The sequence below is a fragment of the Mesorhizobium sp. M0293 genome (assembly GCF_040321735.1).
Lineage (GTDB): Bacteria > Pseudomonadota > Alphaproteobacteria > Rhizobiales > Rhizobiaceae > Mesorhizobium.
Window position 1 is genome coordinate 25,128 of the sequence record NZ_JAMYSA010000015.1, and the last position, 17,700, is coordinate 42,827.

Here is a 17,700-nt window from a genome sequence, read left to right on the forward strand (position 1 = left end):
CGGGCCAGAATCGGAACCGCCTATCGCCCCAGGTGTTGTCAGGCACCCGCGCAACGGTCGGCGCATTGACGCTTTGTTGCGATTTGAGACTTAAAGAAGGCAACCATGTCCAAAACCGAAATCGAATCCTATCGCCTGAGCCGTCGCGGCTTTCTCAACGCCGCAGCACTGGGCGCCGCCTCGATCGCGGTTTCAGCATGTGCGACCACCGGACCGGGGCCGGTTGAACCCCCGCCGCCAACCTATGTCGAGCCGCCGTTCGCCGACTACGCGACGATGTACGCGGCCGTCAGCGATGGCGGCTTCGATTTGCCGGCCATCCCCTTCGACAGGATCGATCCGCAGTTCCTGCGCCAGATCGTTCCCGACCCGACCGGGCAGAAGCCGGGAACAATCGTCGTCGATACCACCGGCCATTTCCTCTACCTGGTTCGCCCGGGCGGCCAGGCAATCCGTTATGGTGTCGGTCTCGGCCGCGCCGGCTTCGAATGGTCCGGCGATGCCGTCGTCCAGTGGAAGCAGAAATGGCCAAAGTGGACGCCGCCGGATGAAATGATCGCCCGGCAGCCGGAACTGAAGCCATACAGCGCCGACAATGGCGGCATGCCCGGCGGGCTGAAGAACCCGCTCGGCGCGCGTGCGCTCTATCTCTTCCAGGGCAACGTGGACACGCTCTACCGCCTGCACGGCTCGCCGGAATGGAAGTCGATCGGCAAGTCGGTCTCGTCAGGCTGCGTGCGCCTGATGAATCAGGACATCATCGACCTCTATGATCGCGTGCCGTCGAAGACCCCGGTCGTCGTGACCAGCGACGCCAGCCAGCCGGTAGTGGCGACGGCCAACCGCAAGGCTATTCCGATCGATGCCGGTGTGCCGGACGGATCGGTGCTGCTCGGCCCCGTGAAGGCAATCACCGACTCGATCTTCTGAGCCAACGAGGCAGCGGCAACGCCGCTGTCTCAAGTCCTAACGCCCCCTCGATAAGCTGCCCAATATCCCGCGCACGATCGCCCGGCCTACCGACGAGCCGACGGATCGCACCACCGACTTGATCGCCGCCTCGGCCACGGTCTGGCGATTGGACGGGCGCGGCGCAGGCGCGCGCCTGCCACCCGATTGCGGTGCCGGATCGTCATTGCCGAAGCCCGGGATGGTCCAGCGCGAGCCGCCGCTGCCGGCCTGCTGCGCCTGCTCTTCGGCATCCTGCGCGTCCTTGGCCTTTTTCTGCAGCATCTCGAAGGCTGATTCACGATCGACGACCTGATCGTACTGACCGGCGACCGGGCTTTCCTGGATCAGCTTTTGTCGCTCGGCCACCGTTATAGGCCCAAGCCGCGAGGATGGCGGGCGGATCAGCGTCCGCTGCACCATGGACGGAATACCCTTGGCCTCAAGCGTCGAGACCAGCGCCTCTCCGGTGGCGAGCTGGGTGATGGCGGTCATGCAGTCGAAATCGGGATTTGGCCGGAACGTTTCGGCCGCCGTCCTCACTGCCTGCTGCTCACGCGGCGTATAGGCGCGCAGCGCGTGCTGTACGCGATTGCCGAGCTGGGCGAGAACTTTTTCAGGGATATCCAAAGGGTTCTGCGTGACGAAATAGACGCCGACGCCTTTCGAGCGGATCAGACGGACCACTTGTTCGACGCGATCGATCAGCACTTTGGGTGCTTCGTCGAACAGAAGATGCGCCTCGTCGAAGAAGAACACCAGCTTCGGCTTGTCGGGGTCGCCGACTTCCGGCAGCACCTCGAACAGTTCCGACATGAGCCACAACAGGAAGGTCGCGTAGAGCCGCGGGTTCATCATCAGCTTGTCGGCGGCAAGCACGCTGATGGCGCCGCGCCCGTCGCGGGTGGTGCGCATGATGTCGGCGATGCGCAGTGCCGGCTCGCCGAAGAAGTTTGCCGCGCCCTGCTGCTCCAGGACCAGCAGCGTGCGCTGGATGGCCCCGACCGAGGGCTTCGTTACATTGCCGTAGCGCGAGCCGATCTCGTCGGCGCGCTCGGCGATGTTGGCGAGCAGCGCCTGCAGGTCCTTCATATCGAGCAGCAGCAGGCCTTCCTCGTCCGCCAGACGGAAGGCGATGTTCATGATGCCTTCCTGCGCCTCGGTCAGGTTCATCAGGCGCGACAGCAGCAACGGGCCCATTTCCGAGACCGTGGCGCGGATCGGATGACCCTGTTCGCCGAACAGGTCCCAGAAGATGACCGGAAATTCCTGGAAGTCATACGGGTCGAGCTTGACCTGTGCGGCCCGCTTGACGAGGAAATCCTGCGCCGTGCCCATCATTGCGATGCCCGACAGATCACCCTTGATGTCGGCGCAGAAAACCGGCACGCCGGCGTTGGAAAAACCTTCGGCCAGTATCTGCAAGGTGACGGTCTTGCCGGTACCGGTGGCGCCCGTCACCAGACCATGACGGTTCCCATATTGCAGCAACAGCTGCTCGGCACGTTGATAGCTGTCGTCGGGCTTGCGGCTGGCGCCGATGAAAATACTGGTGTCGTCAGCCATATGTCCGGTCTCCGCAAACTGATGTGTTAAAGCCAGTGGCCTTGCCGCAGGTATAGTGAGGCCGTTGCACAGCGACAATGCCGATCCTAAAAATCGGCTTTTTGGAGCTTGCGAATTTTGCAGGTGTTTGGCAATCGTTCATGGTTCGTCCACGCAGGTCGACCTATATCTGATGGATCGAATTCGGCCGCTGAAAGCGCATTGCATTGCGATATCGGACCGGGGACCCTAGACTGAATTGCTCCAGGCTGGTGTGGCCGCATAAAACGAGGAAAACGGATGGGTGCCGGAGCCTTGACCAGGGATGTCGAACCCGAGAACGCCGAGCGCCAGCGATGGCTGGCCCTGGCGGAAAAGGCGCTGGCCGGCGCATCCTTCGAGGAGAAGCTGGTCTCGCATACCGACGACAACATCCGCATCGAACCGCTCTACGACCGCAGCACCGCGGCGGAACCGATCGTGCGCGCAAATCCAAAATCGCCCTGGATCGTCAGCCAGCGCATCGACGATCCGGATATCGACCGCGCCAGGACCCAGGCTCTGGAGGACGTGGCACAAGGCGCGACGGGATTGTCGCTTGTCTTCGAAGGCGCACCGAACGCGTTCGGCTACGGCCTGCCGAGAACGGCTAAAGCGCTGGAGACGGTGCTGGACGGCGTACCGCTCAACCGCATCCAGGTTCGCATCGACGCCCATCCCTGGAGCCGCGCCGTGGCCGACTGGCTGGTGGCGTTCCTGAGTAAGCGCCGGTCCGACCCGGCAAAGCTCAACCTCTCCTTCGGCATCGATCCGGCCGCAATCTTCGCCGGAACCGGCCGGCTGCGCATGTCGATCGAGGCATTGCAGGCCTCGATGCCGCAATCGCTGGCGCATTTCTTCTCGATGGGCGTTCCAGGCGTGCTGCTGGAAGCGGACGGGCGTGTGTTCCACAACGCCGGCGCGACGGAAGCGCAAGAGCTTGGCATCATGCTGGCTTCGGCGGTTTCCTACCTCAGAATGTTCGAGACGGCGCGGCAGCCGCTTGTCTATGCCGCACCCCATATCGGCTTTGCGCTCAGCGTCGACCAGGACCAGTTGCTGTCGATGGCCAAGGTGCGGGCGCTGCGCAGGCTCTGGGCACGGGTGCAGGAGGCCTGCTCGATTCCCAATTCCACGGCCAATATCCATGCCGAGACGTCGTTTCGCATGATGACGGCGATGGATCCGGAGACCAACATCCTGCGCACCACGATTGCCTGCTTTGCCGCGGCGTCCGGCGGTGCCGATTCGATATCGATCCTGCCGCACACGATCGCGCATGGTTTGCCGGCGGGGTTTGCGCGTCGCGTTGCCCGCAACGCGCAGCTGATCATGGCCAATGAAAGCCATGTCGATCATGTCGCCGATCCCGCCTATGGTTCCGGCGCGGTCGAAGCGCTGACCGCCGAACTCTGCGAGATTGCCTGGGCGGAATTGCAAACAATCGAGGCCGAGGGCGGCATCCTGTCCAGCCTTCGGGACGGACATATCCAGAAGCGCGTTCACGCCGCGGCAGCGCAGCGCAATGCGGCCTACCGGGCAGGCGAGCGGAGCATCATCGGCACCACGCTCTACCCGCTGAAAAGCGAACGTCCGGTCGAGACGTTGGCTGCGGAACGGCGGCCCGCCTTCACCGAAGGCGTTGCCGTCTGCGAGCCGCTGTTTCCGGTCCGCATCGACCAATCGATCGGAGTCGCCTCTTGATCCCCGATTTCAGCCAGATCGGCTGGGTCCCGCCGCGCCGCGCACCCGTCGAGGTCAAAGGCCAACGGACGACGCCGGAAGGCCTTGTCGCCAAGCATTTGTACAATCAAAGCGACCTCAAGGAGTTGCCGCATCTCGACACCTATCCGGGCCTGCCGCCCTTTGTGCGCGGCCCATACCCGACCATGTATGTCCAGCAGCCCTGGACGATCCGGCAATATGCCGGCTTCTCGACGGCAGAGGAATCCAACGCCTTTTACCGGCGCAATCTGGCCGCTGGCCAGAAGGGGCTGTCGGTCGCCTTCGATCTTGCCACGCATCGCGGCTATGATAGCGACCATCCGCGCGTTGCCGGCGACGTCGGAATGGCGGGCGTCGCCATCGATTCCATTCTCGACATGCGCCAGCTCTTCGACGGCATTCCGCTCGGCGAGATGACGGTGTCGATGACGATGAACGGCGCGGTGCTGCCGATCATGGCGCTCTACATCGTCGCGGCCGAAGAACAGGGCGTTGCGCAGAAGGATCTCGCCGGAACCATCCAGAACGACATTCTGAAGGAGTTCATGGTCCGCAACACCTACATCTATCCGCCAAAGCCCTCGATGCGGATCGTGTCGGACATCTTCTCCTACACGTCTAAGAACATGCCGAAGTTCAATTCGATATCGATCTCCGGCTATCACATGCAGGAGGCCGGCGCGACGGCCGACCTTGAGCTCGCCTATACGATTGCCGATGGCATCGAATATGCCCGTGCTGGCGTTGCGGCGGGCCTCTACATCGACCGCTTCGCGCCGCGCCTGTCCTTCTTCTGGGCGATCGGCATGAACTTCTTCATGGAAGTCGCCAAGCTGCGGGCCGCGCGCCTGTTGTGGGCGACGTTGATGAAGAAGAATTTTTCGCCGAAGGACGAGCGCTCGCTGTCGCTGCGCACCCATTGCCAGACCTCGGGCTGGTCGCTGACGGCGCAGGACCCCTACAACAACATCATCCGCACCATGATCGAGGCGATGGCCGCGACGCAGGGTCACACGCAGTCGCTGCACACCAATTCCTTCGACGAGGCAATGGCGCTGCCGACCGACCACTCGGCACGGATCGCGCGCAACACGCAGCTCATCCTGCAAAAGGAATCCGGCACCACGCGCGTCATCGATCCGTGGGGCGGCTCGGCATATCTCGAACGGCTGACGCATGATCTCGCGGCGCGCGCGCTTGCCCATATCGAGGAGGTCGAGGCGCTCGGCGGTATGGCCGCCGCGACCGAACAGGGCATTCCCAAGCTGCGCATTGAGGAAGCCGCCGCACGCACGCAGGCGCGCATCGATTCCGGCGAGCAAATGCTGGTCGGCGTCAACGCGCATCGGCCCGGGATCGACATCGAGGTCGACGTGCTGAAGATCGACAATGCCGAAGTCAGGGCCCGGCAATTGTCGAAGCTGCAACGGCTGAAGGGCACGCGCGATGTCGCCGCCGTCGAAAGCGCGCTCGATGCGCTGACCCGAGCCGCGCAAGGCAATGAAAACCTGCTCGAGTTCGCCATCCGCGCCGCGCGCGCCAATGCTACGGTCGGCGAGATTTCATTCGCGTTGGAAAGGGTCTTTGGTCGCCACGTCGCCACGGTGCAGACCATTTCCGGCGTCTATCGCAAGGCCCTTGGCGATCATCCCGTGGTCGACGGGCTGCAGGACAAGCTTGGCGCCTTCGAGAAGAAATCCGGCGGCAAGCCGCGCATTCTTGTCGCCAAGATGGGACAGGACGGCCACGATCGTGGGCAGAAGGTCATCGCCACGGCCTTCGCCGATCTCGGCTTCGACGTCACCGTCGGCGCAATGTTCCAGACACCCGATGAGATCGCCAGGCTCGCCGTCGCGCAGGACGTCCACATCGTCGGCGCCTCGTCACTGGCGGCGGGACATCTGACGCTGATCCCCGAATTGCGCGACGCGCTGAAGAAGCTCGGCCGCAGCGACATGCTGATCGTCGCCGGCGGCGTCATCCCTCCACAGGACTATGACGCGGTGCTGCAAGCAGGTGCTGCCGAGATCTTCCCGCCGGGCACGGTCATTCCAGAGGCGGCCGATCGTTTGCTGGACCGGCTGCTGGCCGCCCAATAGGCTTGTTATAATATCCGTTGCAACAGCACTCCTGTCGAGTTATAATCGGCGTTGCAACAGGATATCCATCATGAACACGACCATTCGCAAGATCGGCAATTCCGAGGGCGTGATCCTGCCGAAGGAGTTGCTCGACCGTTTGAATATGAAGGCAGGCGACAGCATCGTCATCGTTCAGGAAGGCGAAGAGCTTCGCTTGCGTCGCACCGAAGACAGCGCCGAGGAATTCGAGCGCAAGATGAAGATCGCGCGTGAGCGGATGAAAAAGTACGAGGTTGCCTACCGCGCGCTCGCGAAATGACTGAGCATCATTCGCGGGAATTCGTGGAGTCGCTTCACGCCGAGCAGTTGCGCCTGCACGGCGGGGCGGCAGGCATACGAGATGAGGGCATGCTGGAATCGGCGCTCTCCCGTCCACGACAACGAGAGATCTATGGCGATCCGGATTTGTGCGAACTGGCGGCCGCCTACCTGTTCGGCATCGCCAAGAACCACCCGTTCGTTGACGGCAACAAACGCACCGCCTTTGCCGCGGCCGATCTGTTTCTTTATTTCAACGGATTGAGTGTCGAGGCCGACCAGCAGGACGTCATTCAACTGGTCTTGATGGTTGCCGCTGGCGAAATCGATGAGACTGGAGCCGCGGCGTTCTTCCGCGACCATGTCGTCAAGCTCGAGGACTAGCTCTCGGAGAGCTTGACGATTTCCCATTCCTTGCCGTTGACGCTGGCCAAGTCGCCGACCTTCTTGCCGAACAGGGCCACCGCCATCGGCGAAACATGCGAAATGCTACCCTTGGCCGGATCTGCCTCATCCTCACCGACGATTTTCCAGTGCACCTTCCTACCGTCATCGCCCTCAAGCGTGACGCCCATGCCGAAGCGTACAAGGTCGCTGCCCGGTTCCGGCACCGACAACTCGGCGCTTTCGCGCCGGGCGGTCCAATAGCGCAGGTCGCGCGACACCACCGCGATGCGCTCGCGGTCGGCCTTCCTCTCGGCTTTCGCCAGTATATCGCGCAGATCGGCGAGATTCTCCTCGATCATCGCCAGGCCGCGCTCCGTGACAAGATTGCGGTGATGGCTGATTGGCCGCTCACCGACACCGGCAATGGCGTTTTCGCTGTCTTCCTCGCGGGTAAAAGCTCTGCTCATTTCCTGAACTTAGGCGCGGAAAGCCTGCTCGACAAGCCATTGTCTCTGCCCTCGAGAGGAGAGGCACAGCGTCTGGCACGATTCCTGCGACACCAAGGTTGAACGCTGGGATTCTGTGCCGATGTTGAACAGACGAACGCTGCTGACCGGAACCGCAGGCTTTGCCGTCATGGGCCTTGCGCTTGGCAAGGCGGCGGCCGCAAGCCTGACTGGCATCGAAAAGGCCTCGATGCGCGGCTCGATCAATGCCACCGAACTCGGCGTGCAGCCCGGCACCTTCGACGATCAGAGCAAGGCCTTCGCCAAGCTGCTGCGCGACGCCAACGACCGCGACATGCCGGTGTTCCTGCCGCCGGGCACTTATGTCGTCTCAAACCTTTCGCTGCCTAGCCGTGTGCGTCTTTCCGGCGTGGCGGGAGCAACGCGCATCGTCTATGGCGGCGACGGACACCTGTTCATGGCCGAACAGGCCGACCATATCGAGCTCAGCGGGCTGGTCTTCGATGGCTCGAACCGCACGATGGGCGATTATGCGCAAGGGCTGCTCGATCTGCGCCGGGTCGCGCATCTGGTCGTCGACAATTGCCAGATCACCGGCAGCGGCAAGAACGGGCTGGCGCTGGAACACGCGGCGGGCCGAGTCGAGCGCTCGGACATATCGGGTGCTGCCGATGCCGGCATCTATTCGGTCGAGGCCGGTGGGCTGGCGATCACGGGCAACACCGTCTCCGACTGCGCCAATGGCGGCATTCTCGTGCACCGCTGGCAGGCAGCGGAAGACGGCACCATGGTCACCGGCAATCGCGTCGAACGCATCCAGGCGCGCAGCGGCGGGACCGGCCAGAACGGCAATGGCATCAATGCCTTCCGGGCCGGCAATGTGGTCATTTCGGGCAATATCGTCTCCGACTGCGCCTTCTCGGCGATCCGGGCCAACAGCGCCAGCAATCTGCAGATATCGGGCAACACCTGCTCGCGCTCGGGCGAAACAGCAGTTTACTCTGAGTTCTCGTTCGAAGGCGCCATCATCAGCAACAACATCGTCGACGGCGCCGCCAACGGCATCTCGATCGTCAATTTCAACGAAGGCGGCCGCATGGGTGTTTGCTCGGGCAACATCGTGCGCAATCTGTCGACCAGCGGCCCCTACCCCGCCGACTCGCCGGGCTTCGGCATCGGCATCGGCGTCGAAGCCGACACGACCGTTTCCAACAACGTCATCGAGAACGCGCCGCTCTATGGCATGCAGATCGGCTGGGGACCATACCTGCGCAATGTCGTCGCCACCGGCAACATCATCCGCAAGGCTGGAACCGGCATTGTCGTGTCCGTGGTCGAGGGCGCCGGCACGGCCGTCATTTCAGACAATGTCATCGACGGCGCGGTTAACGGCGCCGTTGTCGGCCAGCGCTGGGCCGAGCCGGCGACAGGCGATCTCGTTTCGTCAAACGATACCGGATATCCGCATCTGACCGTCGAGCGCAATCACGTCAGTTGACGGTCTAATTCAAGGCCGCGGTGGGCCTCAGCGCCCCGACCTTGGCACCGTTCCGGCTTTCGATTGGCGCTTTCGCCAGGTCGGTCAGCTTAGCTGCCAAGGCCTCGTCAGCGCGCAACAGTTTGGCAAGAACGGTGGCAACCATGGCTTCGCCAGCGCGGCCGGCGCCATCATCGCATTTGAGTGCGATGCCGAGGCCAAGTTCCGGAATTGCGGCACAGTGGACGCCTTCGGCGCCGCCTTTCGTGAAAATGCGCCCTGGTGCGGCCTCCATCAGCGCGACGTCTTCGCGGCCGGTGCCGGCAACGAAAAAGGGCTCTGCCATGCAGGCAGCCAGCAGGCGCTTCGCGGCCTTGGCTCGCTCGGGACCAAAACCATTTGTCGTTGCCATGCGGGCAAAGCCAAGCGCGAAGCTCCGGAGCGGCACCGCATAGGTCGGGATCGAGCAGCCATCGGTCGCACGTTCGTCCGCGCCATGGACAGCGCCCGTCACCGCCTGCATGGCGTCTCGCACCATCGCCTGCAGGCCGTGCCCCGGCTTGACATAGCCGCGGTGCGCAATGCCGGCATGGACGCATGTGCAGAGGAAGCCGGAATGCTTGCCGGAGCAATTGTTATGCAATGCATTTGGCGAGCCGCCGGCCCGGGCGAGTGCGATCTCGGCGTCATGATTGGACGGCCAATGCGTGCCGCATTCGAGTGCCGAGACGTCCAGCCCGGCCTTGGCCAGCATCGACCGCGCCAGTTCGACATGCGCCGGCTCGCCCGAATGGGACGCGCAGGCAAGCGCCAGTTCGCGGTTGCCGAAGCCATAGGCGTCGGCCGCGCCGCTTTCGACCAGCGGCAATGCCTGAATCGCCTTGACCGCTGAGCGCGGGAACACCGGCTTGGCCGTATCGCCGATTTCCCAGACCGGCTTGCCGTCGGCATCGAAGACTGCGACCGCGCCACGATGCGCGCTCTCGACGATCGCGCCGCGCGAGACTTCGATCAGAACCGGATTTGTCATGGCTACCCCGAAAAAATACGGGCTGCTTCTACCTGATCCGGTCCAATATTGAAACGTAGTTGGCGACCGCCGCACCGCCCATATTGAAGATGCCGCCGAGTTTTGCGCCCGGCACCTGAATGCCGCCGGCCTCGCCGACAAGCTGCATGGCAGTCAAGACATGCATGGACACGCCTGTGGCGCCGATCGGGTGGCCCTTGGCCTTCAGCCCGCCGGACGGATTGACCGGCAGGCGGCCATCCCTAGCCGTTGTGCCGTCCAGCGCCAGTCTGGCGCCCTCTCCCGGTTTGGCCAGACCCATCGCCTCATATTCGATCAGTTCGGCGATGGTGAAGCAATCATGCGTCTCGACGAAGGAGAGATCGTCGACCGTCACACCGGCCGATTTCAGCGCCCGGGTCCAGGCCTGCTCGCAGCCTTCGAAGGTGAGGATGTCGCGCTTCGACATCGGCAGGAAATCCTGCACATGCTCGTTGGCGCGGAAGGCAACGGCACGGCGCATCTTCAGTGCCGTCGCGGTGTCGGCGAGAATAAGGGCGGCAGCGCCGTCGGAGACCAGCGAGCAGTCGGTGCGCTTCAGCGGGCCGGCAACGAACGGGTTCTTCTCGCTCTCCTGGCGGCAGAACTCGTAGCCGAAATCCTTGCGCATCTGCGCATAGGGATTGTCGACGCCATTCTTGTGGTTTTTGGCGGCAATCATCGCCAGCGCGTCCGACTGGTCGCCATAGCGCTGGAAATAGGCCTGCGCGATCTTGCCGAAGACACCGGCAAAACCCGCCGGCGTCTCGCCATCCTCGGGCAGATAGGAGGCCTTGAGCAGGTTCTTGCCGATCTCGGGACCGGGCGTCGTCGTCATCTGCTCGGCGCCAACCACCAGCACGATGCGGGCGGCATTGGCGTCGATGGCGCGGATGCCTTGCCGGACCGCCGCCGATCCGGTGGCACAGGCGTTCTCGACGCGCGTCGCCGGCTTGAAGCGTAGCCGGTCGTCGGCCTGAAGCACCAAGCTGGCAGTGAAATCCTGCGCCGAAAAGCCGGCATTGAAATGGCCGAGCACGATCTCGTCTACCTCGTCCGGGCCGATGCCGGCATGGTCGAGCGCGTCCGTTGCCACCTTGACGATGAGGTTTTCGAGCGTTTCGCCCTCAAGCTTGCCGAAGCGCGAATGCGCCCAGCCAACGATACATGCGGTCATGGCGGTCTCCATCCTTGGCGCCAGCCTAGCACGTGGCTGGTTGGCGCACCTCGCATTTATTGTTCAAATATAAACAATCGTGCCCGCTTCGTGAAGGGCTGGAACCGGACAATCGCTTGGTACAGACGAAACCAGTGCCGATTTTTTTGTTGATTGACCCGTCAATAAAAAATAATCTTGCTTCAAAGGATCATAGCGAGATGCCGAAAGTCGGAATGGAGCCATTGCGCCGCAAGGCGCTCATCGACGCGACGATCTCGGCGATCGGCGAGCGCGGTTCGCTCGACGTCACCATGTCCGAGATCGCCGGGCGCGCTGGTGTATCCTCCGCGCTTGCCCATCACTATTTCGGCGCCAAGGACGAGCTGCTGTTGGCAACGATGCGCCACATCCTGGCCGAACTGACCGCCGACACGTTGCGCGCCCTTGGTTCAGCCAGCACCGCGCGCGAGCGCGTCTCGGCGGTGGTTGCCGTCAACTTCTCCGACATCCAGTTCCAGCCGCAAACCATCGCCGCCTGGCTTGCCTTCTATGTCGAGGCACAGAAATCCTCTGCCTTGCGCCGGCTGCTCAGGGTCTACGCGCGGCGCCTGCACTCCAATTTGATGAGCGGCCTGACCGGCATCTTGCCCCGAGCCGAAGCCGACCGCGCCGCCGAAGCGACGGCGGCGATGATCGACGGGCTTTACATCAGGCGGGCGCTGAAGGACGGCGTGCCTGATGCCGCGACCGCGATCGCGCTGGTCGAGGACTATCTCGAAACCAAACTTGGCGAACGGCGCAAACAGTGACAACGAAGCGACCCAATTTCCTCATCGTCATGGTCGATCAGCTCAACGGGACCCTGTTTCCGGACGGGCCGGCAGAGTTTCTGCACACACCGCATCTGAAAGCGTTGGCCGCACGTTCGGCGCGCTTTGCCAACAACTACACGGCCTCGCCGCTCTGCGCACCGGGTCGTGCCTCGTTCATGAGCGGGCAGTTGCCGTCGCGCACCGGTGTCTATGACAATGCGGCCGAATTCGTCTCATCGATCCCGACCTTCGCCCATCATCTGCGCGCTGCCGGCTACTACACCTGCCTGTCGGGCAAGATGCATTTCGTCGGGCCGGATCAGCTTCACGGTTTCGAGGAGCGGCTGACCACCGACAGCTACCCGGCCGATTTCGGCTGGACGCCGGACTACCGCAAGCCCGGCGAGCGTATCGAATGGTGGTACCACAATCTGGGCTCGGTGACCGGCGCCGGCGTCGCCGAGATCACCAACCAGATGGAGTATGACGACGAGGTCGTGTTCCTGGCCACGCAGAAGCTCTATCAGCTTTCGCGCGAACAGGATGATGCGAACCATCGGCCCTGGTGCCTCACCGTCTCGCTGTCGCACCCGCACGATCCCTATGTCGCGCGCAAGCAGTATTGGGATCTCTATGAGCATTGCCAGGCGCTGGATCCGGAAACCGGGTTCATCGCGGATGACGAGCAGGATGCGCATTCCCGGCGGCTGTACCACGCCAGCGACTATCCCTCTTTCGAGATCACGCCGGAGCAAGTGCGTCGTTCGCGGCGCGGCTATTTCGCCAACATCTCCTATGTCGACGACAAGCTCGGCGAGCTCCTGGACGTTCTCGAGCACACCCGCATGGCCGACGACACAATCATCCTGTTCTGCTCGGACCACGGCGACATGCTCGGCGAGCGCGGCCTGTGGTTCAAGATGACCTTCTTCGAGGGTTCGGCGCGGGTGCCGCTGATGATTGCCGGCAAGGGCGTTCGCGCCGGGCTGATCGAGACGCCGGTTTCCAATCTCGACGTGGCGCCGACGCTTTGCGACCTCGCCGGTATCGACATCGCTGCGATCGCACCGTGGACCGACGGCCAGTCGCTGCTGCCGCTCACCAAGGGCATCGAGCGCACCGCGCCTGTGTTGATGGAGTATGCGGCGGAAGGCTCCAGCGCGCCACTCGTTGCAATCCGCGACGGCAGATACAAATTCGTCCATTGCGAACTCGATCCGCCGCAACTGTTCGATCTCGAAGCCGATCCGCTCGAGCGAAACAAGCTGGCCGACGACCCCGCCAATGATGGCCTGGTGGCTGATTTCATGGACAAGATTCGGGCGCGTTGGGACATGGCCGGCTTCGACGCCGCCGTGCGCGAAAGCCAGGCGCGCCGCTGGGTGGTCTATCCGGCGCTGCGCAACGGCGCTTATTACCCCTGGGATTTCCAGCCCCTGCAGAAGGCCTCGGAGCGGTTCATGCGAAACCACATGAACCTCGACAATCTCGAAGAGAGCAAAAGGTATCCGCGAGGCGAATGATGTCAGACCTTCTCGTCCCCTCCCTTGACCATCTCAGGCAGGCCTATGCCGTCACCTCCCGGGCGACGCAGATCACGCCGCTGCTGGAATCGGCAGCCTTGACCAGAGAGACGGGGGCGGCCCGCGTCTTCATCAAGCCGGAATCGCTGCAATGGGCCGGCTCGTTCAAGGTGCGCGGCGCCTATTGGCGCCTGAAGCAGCTTTCGGCCGACGAGGCGAGGAAAGGCGTCGTCGCCTATTCCTCCGGCAATTTCGCGCAAGGGCTGGCGGCTGCCGGCCAGGCGCTCGGCATTCCCGTGACCATCGTCATGCCGATCGATGCACCGGCCGCCAAGCGCGACGCGACGGCAGGTTATGGCGCTCGTGTCGTGCTGACCGACCATGGCGAGCGAGCGCGTGAAGAGGTCGCCGCCGCCAAGGCACGCGAGATCGCCGAGACCGAAGGACTTGCCCTGCTGCATCCGTTCGACGACCCGGAAATCGTCGCCGGCCAGGCAGGCGCCGGGCTCGAAGCGCTCGACCAACTCGAAGCCAAGGACGCCAGCGCCGATCTCTTGTTTTGCTCGGTCGGCGGCGGTGGGTTGATCGGCGGCGTTTCGCTCGCCTTCCACTATCTCTCGCCAGTCACCGAGATCATCGGCGTCGAGCCGGAGGGTTTCAACGGCATGGGTTCGTCGCTGGCGCATGGCAGCATCGAGACGATGCCGATCGGCCCGAAATCGATCTGCGACGGGCTGATGTCGCGACGGCCGGGCGACGCGCCGTTTGCGGCTGTGAAGGCCGCCGGTGTCCGCGGTATCACGGTCGACGATTCCTCGGTGCGGCGCGCGATGCGAATCGCCTTCGAGCGGTTGAAGCTGGTGCTCGAACCGTCGGGCGCGGCGTCGCTGGCGGCACTGCTCGGCGGCAAGGTGGATGTGAAGGACAAGACCGTCCTTGTTGTGGCTACCGGCGGCAATGTCTCGCTCGCCGATTTTATGGCGCATATGAACCATGCTTGAAGCGGATTTCGTCATCATCGGCTCCGGCTCGGCCGGCTCGGCCATGGCCTATCGCCTGTCGGAAGACGGCAAGCATTCGGTCATCGTCATCGAATTCGGCGGCAGCGATATCGGGCCGCTGATCCAGATGCCGTCGGCGCTGTCGATCCCGCTCAACATGAGCCTCTACGATTGGGGCTTTGCCAGCGAGCCGGAGCCGCATCTCGGCGGCCGCGTGCTGGCGACGCCGCGCGGCAAGGTCATCGGTGGTTCGTCCTCGATCAACGGCATGGTCTATGTGCGCGGCCACGCCCGCGACTTCGACCATTGGGCCGAAGAGGGTGCGGCCGGCTGGGGCTTCGCCGATGTGCTCCCCTATTTCAAGCGGATGGAGGATTCGGATGGTGGCGAGGATGGCTGGCGCGGCCACGGCGGGCCACTGCATGTGCAGCGCGGCTCGCGCCGCAATCCGCTCTACGGCGCCTTCGTAGAGGCCGGCCGCCAGGCCGGGTTCGAACTGACCGACGACTACAACGGTTCGAAGCAGGAAGGTTTCGGGCCGATGGAGCAAACCATCAGCGGCGGACGCCGCTGGTCGGCGGCATCAGCCTATCTGAAGCCGGCTCTCGGACGCAAAAATGTCAGCCTGATCAAGGGCTTTGCGCGGCGGGTGATCATCGAGAATCAACGCGCCATCGGTGTCGAGATCGAAGCTCACAAACAGATTCAGGTCGTTAAGGCGCGACGCGAGGTGATCGTCGCCGCCTCGTCGATCAATTCACCCAAGATCCTGATGCTGTCCGGCATCGGCCCTGCCGAGCATTTACGCGAAAACGGCATTCCAGTGCTGGCCGACCGGCCCGGCGTCGGCCGCAATTTGCAAGACCATATGGAACTCTACATCCAGCAGGAATCCTTGCTGCCGATCACGCTCAATTCAGTGCTGAATCCGTTCTCGAAGGCGCGCATCGGCGCGCAATGGTTGTTCTTCAAGACCGGGCTTGGCGCCACCAACCACTTTGAGGCGGCCGCCTTCGTGCGCTCGCGCGCCGGCGTCGACTACCCCGATATCCAGTACCATTTCATCCCGGCGGCGGTTCGTTATGACGGCAAGGCGGCTGCGAAGTCGCACGGTTTCCAGGCGCATGTCGGGCCGATGCGCTCGAAGTCGCGCGGCTCGGTGACGCTGCGCTCGCCGGACCCGAAATCGAAGCCGGTGATCCGCTTCAACTACATGTCGCACCCAGACGACTGGACGGAGTTCCGCCACTGCATCCGACTGACGCGCGAAATCTTCGGACAGTCGGCGTTCGATCCCTATCGGGGCCAGGAAATCTCGCCGGGCTCGCGCGTGCAGTCGGACGACGACCTCGACATCTTCATCAGGGATCACGCCGAGAGCGCCTACCATCCCTGCGGCACCTGCAAGATGGGCCGCGCCGACGACATGATGAGCGTCGTCGATCCGGAGTGCCGGGTCATCGGTGTCGACGGCTTGCGGGTCGCCGATTCCTCGATCTTCCCGCGCGTCACCAACGGCAACCTCAATGCGCCCTCGATCATGACCGGCGAGAAGGCATCCGACCACATCCTTGGCCGCACGCCTCTGGCGCCGTCCAACCAGGAACCATGGATCAATCCGCGCTGGCAGGCGTCGGACAGATAGAGCATGATCGTGTGACTGCACGATCCGGATGCCGCGAAAGACGATTTGGAGATCTCCCATGCGCGCCCAGCCCACGGCATCGCACTATGTCAACGGACGCTACATCGAGGACGAAGGCGGCGCGCCTCTGCCGGTCATCTATCCGGCAACCGGTGAGACCATCGCCATGCTGCGTTCGGCGACGCCGAACGTGCTGGAACTCGCCGTCGAGGCCGCACGCGCGGCGCAGCCCGCCTGGGCGCGGCTGAAGCCGGTCGAGCGCGGGCGCATCCTGCGCCGCGCCGCCGACATATTGCGCGCCCGCAATGCCGACCTCGCCCGCATCGAGACGCTGGACACCGGCAAGGCGATCCAGGAAACGCTGGTGGCGGACGCGCCGTCGGCTGCGGATTGCCTCGAATATTTCGGCGGCGCCGTCGCCGCCTACAATGGTGAATCCGTCGATCTCGGCGGGCCCTTCGCCTACACAAGGCGCGAAGCGCTCGGTGTCTGTGTCGGCATCGGTGCCTGGAACTACCCGATCCAGATCGCCGGCTGGAAATCGGCACCGGCGCTCGCCATGGGCAACGCCATGGTGTTCAAGCCATCGGAAAACACGCCGCTTTCAGCACTGGCACTGGCGGAGATCTACAGTGAGGCAGGGCTGCCCGACGGGCTGTTCAACGTGGTGCAGGGCTATGGCGATGTCGGCGCCGGGCTCGTCGGCCACGATGTCGTCGCCAAGGTCTCGGTGACCGGCTCGGTACCGACCGGCCGCAAGGTGCTATCGCTGGCCGGTTCGAAGATGAAGCACGCGACGATGGAGCTCGGCGGCAAGTCACCGCTGATCGTGTTCGACGATGCCGATATCGAGAATGCCATCGGCGGCGCCATGCTCGGCAATTTCTATTCGACTGGCCAGATCTGCTCCAACGGTACGCGGGTCTTCGTCCAGAGCGGCATCCACGACCGCTTCGTCGAACGTCTGGTAGAGCGGACCAAAAAAATCCGCATCGGCGACCCGCTCGACCCCGAAACCCAGATGGGTCCGCTGGTCTCCAAGGCGCAGCATGACAAGGTGGTCGGCTATATCGAAATCGGCAAGCAGGATGGCGCCGTTCTCGCCTACGGCGGCAACGTGCCTTCACTGCAGGGTTTCCAGGGCGGCTTCTTCGTCGAGCCGACGGTGTTCACCGGCGTCACCGACACGATGCGCATCGCCCGCGAGGAGATCTTCGGGCCGGTGATGAGCGTGCTGAAATTCGACGGCGAGGACGAGGTGATCGACCGCGCCAACGACACCGAATTCGGCCTTGCCGCAGGCGTCTTCACGCGCGACCTGCCGCGCGCTCACCGCGTCATCGCCGAGCTGCAGGCCGGCACCTGCTGGATCAATGCCTACAATCTGACGCCGGTGGAAATCCCGTTCGGCGGCTTCAAGCAGTCCGGCATCGGTCGCGAGAATTCGCTGGCGGCGCTGGCACTCTATTCGCAGTTGAAGTCGATCTATGTCGAGACCGGGGACGTGGCGAGCCCGTACTGAGCC

At 63.5% G+C, this 17,700-nt stretch carries 15 protein-coding genes; 11 read left to right on the plus strand and 4 right to left on the minus strand.

What is annotated here, in order from left to right; genetic code table 11:
• Positions 1-105 precede the first annotated feature (105 nt).
• Complete coding sequence (locus NKJ06_RS08550) at positions 106-930, plus strand: L,D-transpeptidase (protein WP_352809627.1); 825 nt, start codon at positions 106-108, stop codon at positions 928-930.
• Positions 931-966: 36 nt separating this feature from the next.
• Here the strand turns inward: NKJ06_RS08550 and NKJ06_RS08555 are convergent, their stop codons facing one another.
• The gene (locus NKJ06_RS08555; protein ID WP_352659707.1) at positions 967-2,514 is read right to left on the minus strand and encodes a helicase HerA-like C-terminal domain-containing protein; all 1,548 of its coding nucleotides are present in this window, start codon (positions 2,512-2,514) and stop codon (positions 967-969) included.
• Between the two features lie 279 nt (positions 2,515-2,793).
• On the opposite strand from NKJ06_RS08555, the gene NKJ06_RS08560 reads away from it, so the two are divergent.
• From NKJ06_RS08560 to NKJ06_RS08575, 4 genes are all read left to right on the plus strand, one after another.
• Positions 2,794-4,236: a methylmalonyl-CoA mutase subunit beta gene (locus NKJ06_RS08560; protein ID WP_352809628.1), complete on the plus strand. Its 1,443-nt coding sequence runs from the start codon at positions 2,794-2,796 to the stop codon at positions 4,234-4,236.
• Positions 4,233-6,356, plus strand: coding sequence for a methylmalonyl-CoA mutase (gene scpA, locus NKJ06_RS08565; RefSeq protein ID WP_352809629.1), 2,124 nt, complete (start codon positions 4,233-4,235; stop codon positions 6,354-6,356). The genes NKJ06_RS08560 and scpA overlap by 4 nt, the downstream gene beginning before the upstream one ends.
• A 70-nt stretch (positions 6,357-6,426) precedes the next feature.
• On the plus strand, positions 6,427-6,657 hold the full coding sequence (locus NKJ06_RS08570; protein ID WP_023760503.1) for an AbrB/MazE/SpoVT family DNA-binding domain-containing protein: 231 nt from the start codon (positions 6,427-6,429) through the stop codon (positions 6,655-6,657).
• A complete protein-coding gene (locus NKJ06_RS08575) occupies positions 6,654-7,040 on the plus strand; it encodes a type II toxin-antitoxin system death-on-curing family toxin (RefSeq protein ID WP_352809630.1) in 387 nt (128 codons plus the stop codon). The genes NKJ06_RS08570 and NKJ06_RS08575 overlap by 4 nt, the downstream gene beginning before the upstream one ends.
• Here the strand turns inward: NKJ06_RS08575 and greA are convergent.
• On the minus strand, positions 7,037-7,510 hold the full coding sequence (gene greA, locus NKJ06_RS08580; RefSeq protein WP_352809631.1) for a transcription elongation factor GreA: 474 nt from the start codon (positions 7,508-7,510) through the stop codon (positions 7,037-7,039). The genes NKJ06_RS08575 and greA overlap by 4 nt on opposite strands.
• Positions 7,511-7,631: 121 nt before the next feature.
• Between greA and NKJ06_RS08585 the strand changes: the two genes are divergently transcribed.
• Positions 7,632-9,008, plus strand: coding sequence for a TIGR03808 family TAT-translocated repetitive protein (locus tag NKJ06_RS08585; protein WP_352809632.1), 1,377 nt, complete (start codon positions 7,632-7,634; stop codon positions 9,006-9,008).
• Positions 9,009-9,012: 4 nt separating this feature from the next.
• Here the strand turns inward: NKJ06_RS08585 and NKJ06_RS08590 are convergent, their stop codons facing one another.
• Positions 9,013-10,017, minus strand: coding sequence for an asparaginase (locus NKJ06_RS08590; protein ID WP_352809633.1), 1,005 nt, complete (start codon positions 10,015-10,017; stop codon positions 9,013-9,015).
• Positions 10,018-10,045: 28 nt separating this feature from the next.
• Positions 10,046-11,212: an acetyl-CoA acetyltransferase gene (locus NKJ06_RS08595; RefSeq protein WP_352626745.1), complete on the minus strand. Its 1,167-nt coding sequence runs from the start codon at positions 11,210-11,212 to the stop codon at positions 10,046-10,048.
• 200 nt (positions 11,213-11,412) lie between these two features.
• Here NKJ06_RS08595 and betI point away from each other — a divergent pair, with 200 nt between their 5' ends.
• From betI to betB, 5 genes are read left to right on the plus strand one after another with little or no spacing between them, the layout of a single operon-like run.
• Positions 11,413-12,003: a choline-binding transcriptional repressor BetI gene (gene betI, locus NKJ06_RS08600; protein ID WP_352626744.1), complete on the plus strand. Its 591-nt coding sequence runs from the start codon at positions 11,413-11,415 to the stop codon at positions 12,001-12,003.
• Positions 12,000-13,529, plus strand: a complete 1,530-nt coding sequence (gene betC / locus NKJ06_RS08605) for a choline-sulfatase (RefSeq protein WP_352809634.1) — start codon at positions 12,000-12,002, stop codon at positions 13,527-13,529. Before betI ends, betC begins: the two co-directional genes overlap by 4 nt.
• Entirely contained in the window at positions 13,529-14,530 is a 1,002-nt protein-coding gene (locus tag NKJ06_RS08610) for a threonine/serine dehydratase family protein (RefSeq protein WP_352626740.1), read from the plus strand. The genes betC and NKJ06_RS08610 overlap by 1 nt, the downstream gene beginning before the upstream one ends.
• The gene (gene betA, locus NKJ06_RS08615) at positions 14,523-16,175 is read left to right on the plus strand and encodes a choline dehydrogenase (RefSeq protein WP_352626739.1); all 1,653 of its coding nucleotides are present in this window, start codon (positions 14,523-14,525) and stop codon (positions 16,173-16,175) included. Before NKJ06_RS08610 ends, betA begins: the two co-directional genes overlap by 8 nt.
• Positions 16,176-16,233: 58 nt before the next feature.
• On the plus strand, positions 16,234-17,697 hold the full coding sequence (betB, locus tag NKJ06_RS08620; protein WP_352626738.1) for a betaine-aldehyde dehydrogenase: 1,464 nt from the start codon (positions 16,234-16,236) through the stop codon (positions 17,695-17,697).
• The last annotated feature ends 3 nt before the right edge of the window (positions 17,698-17,700 follow it).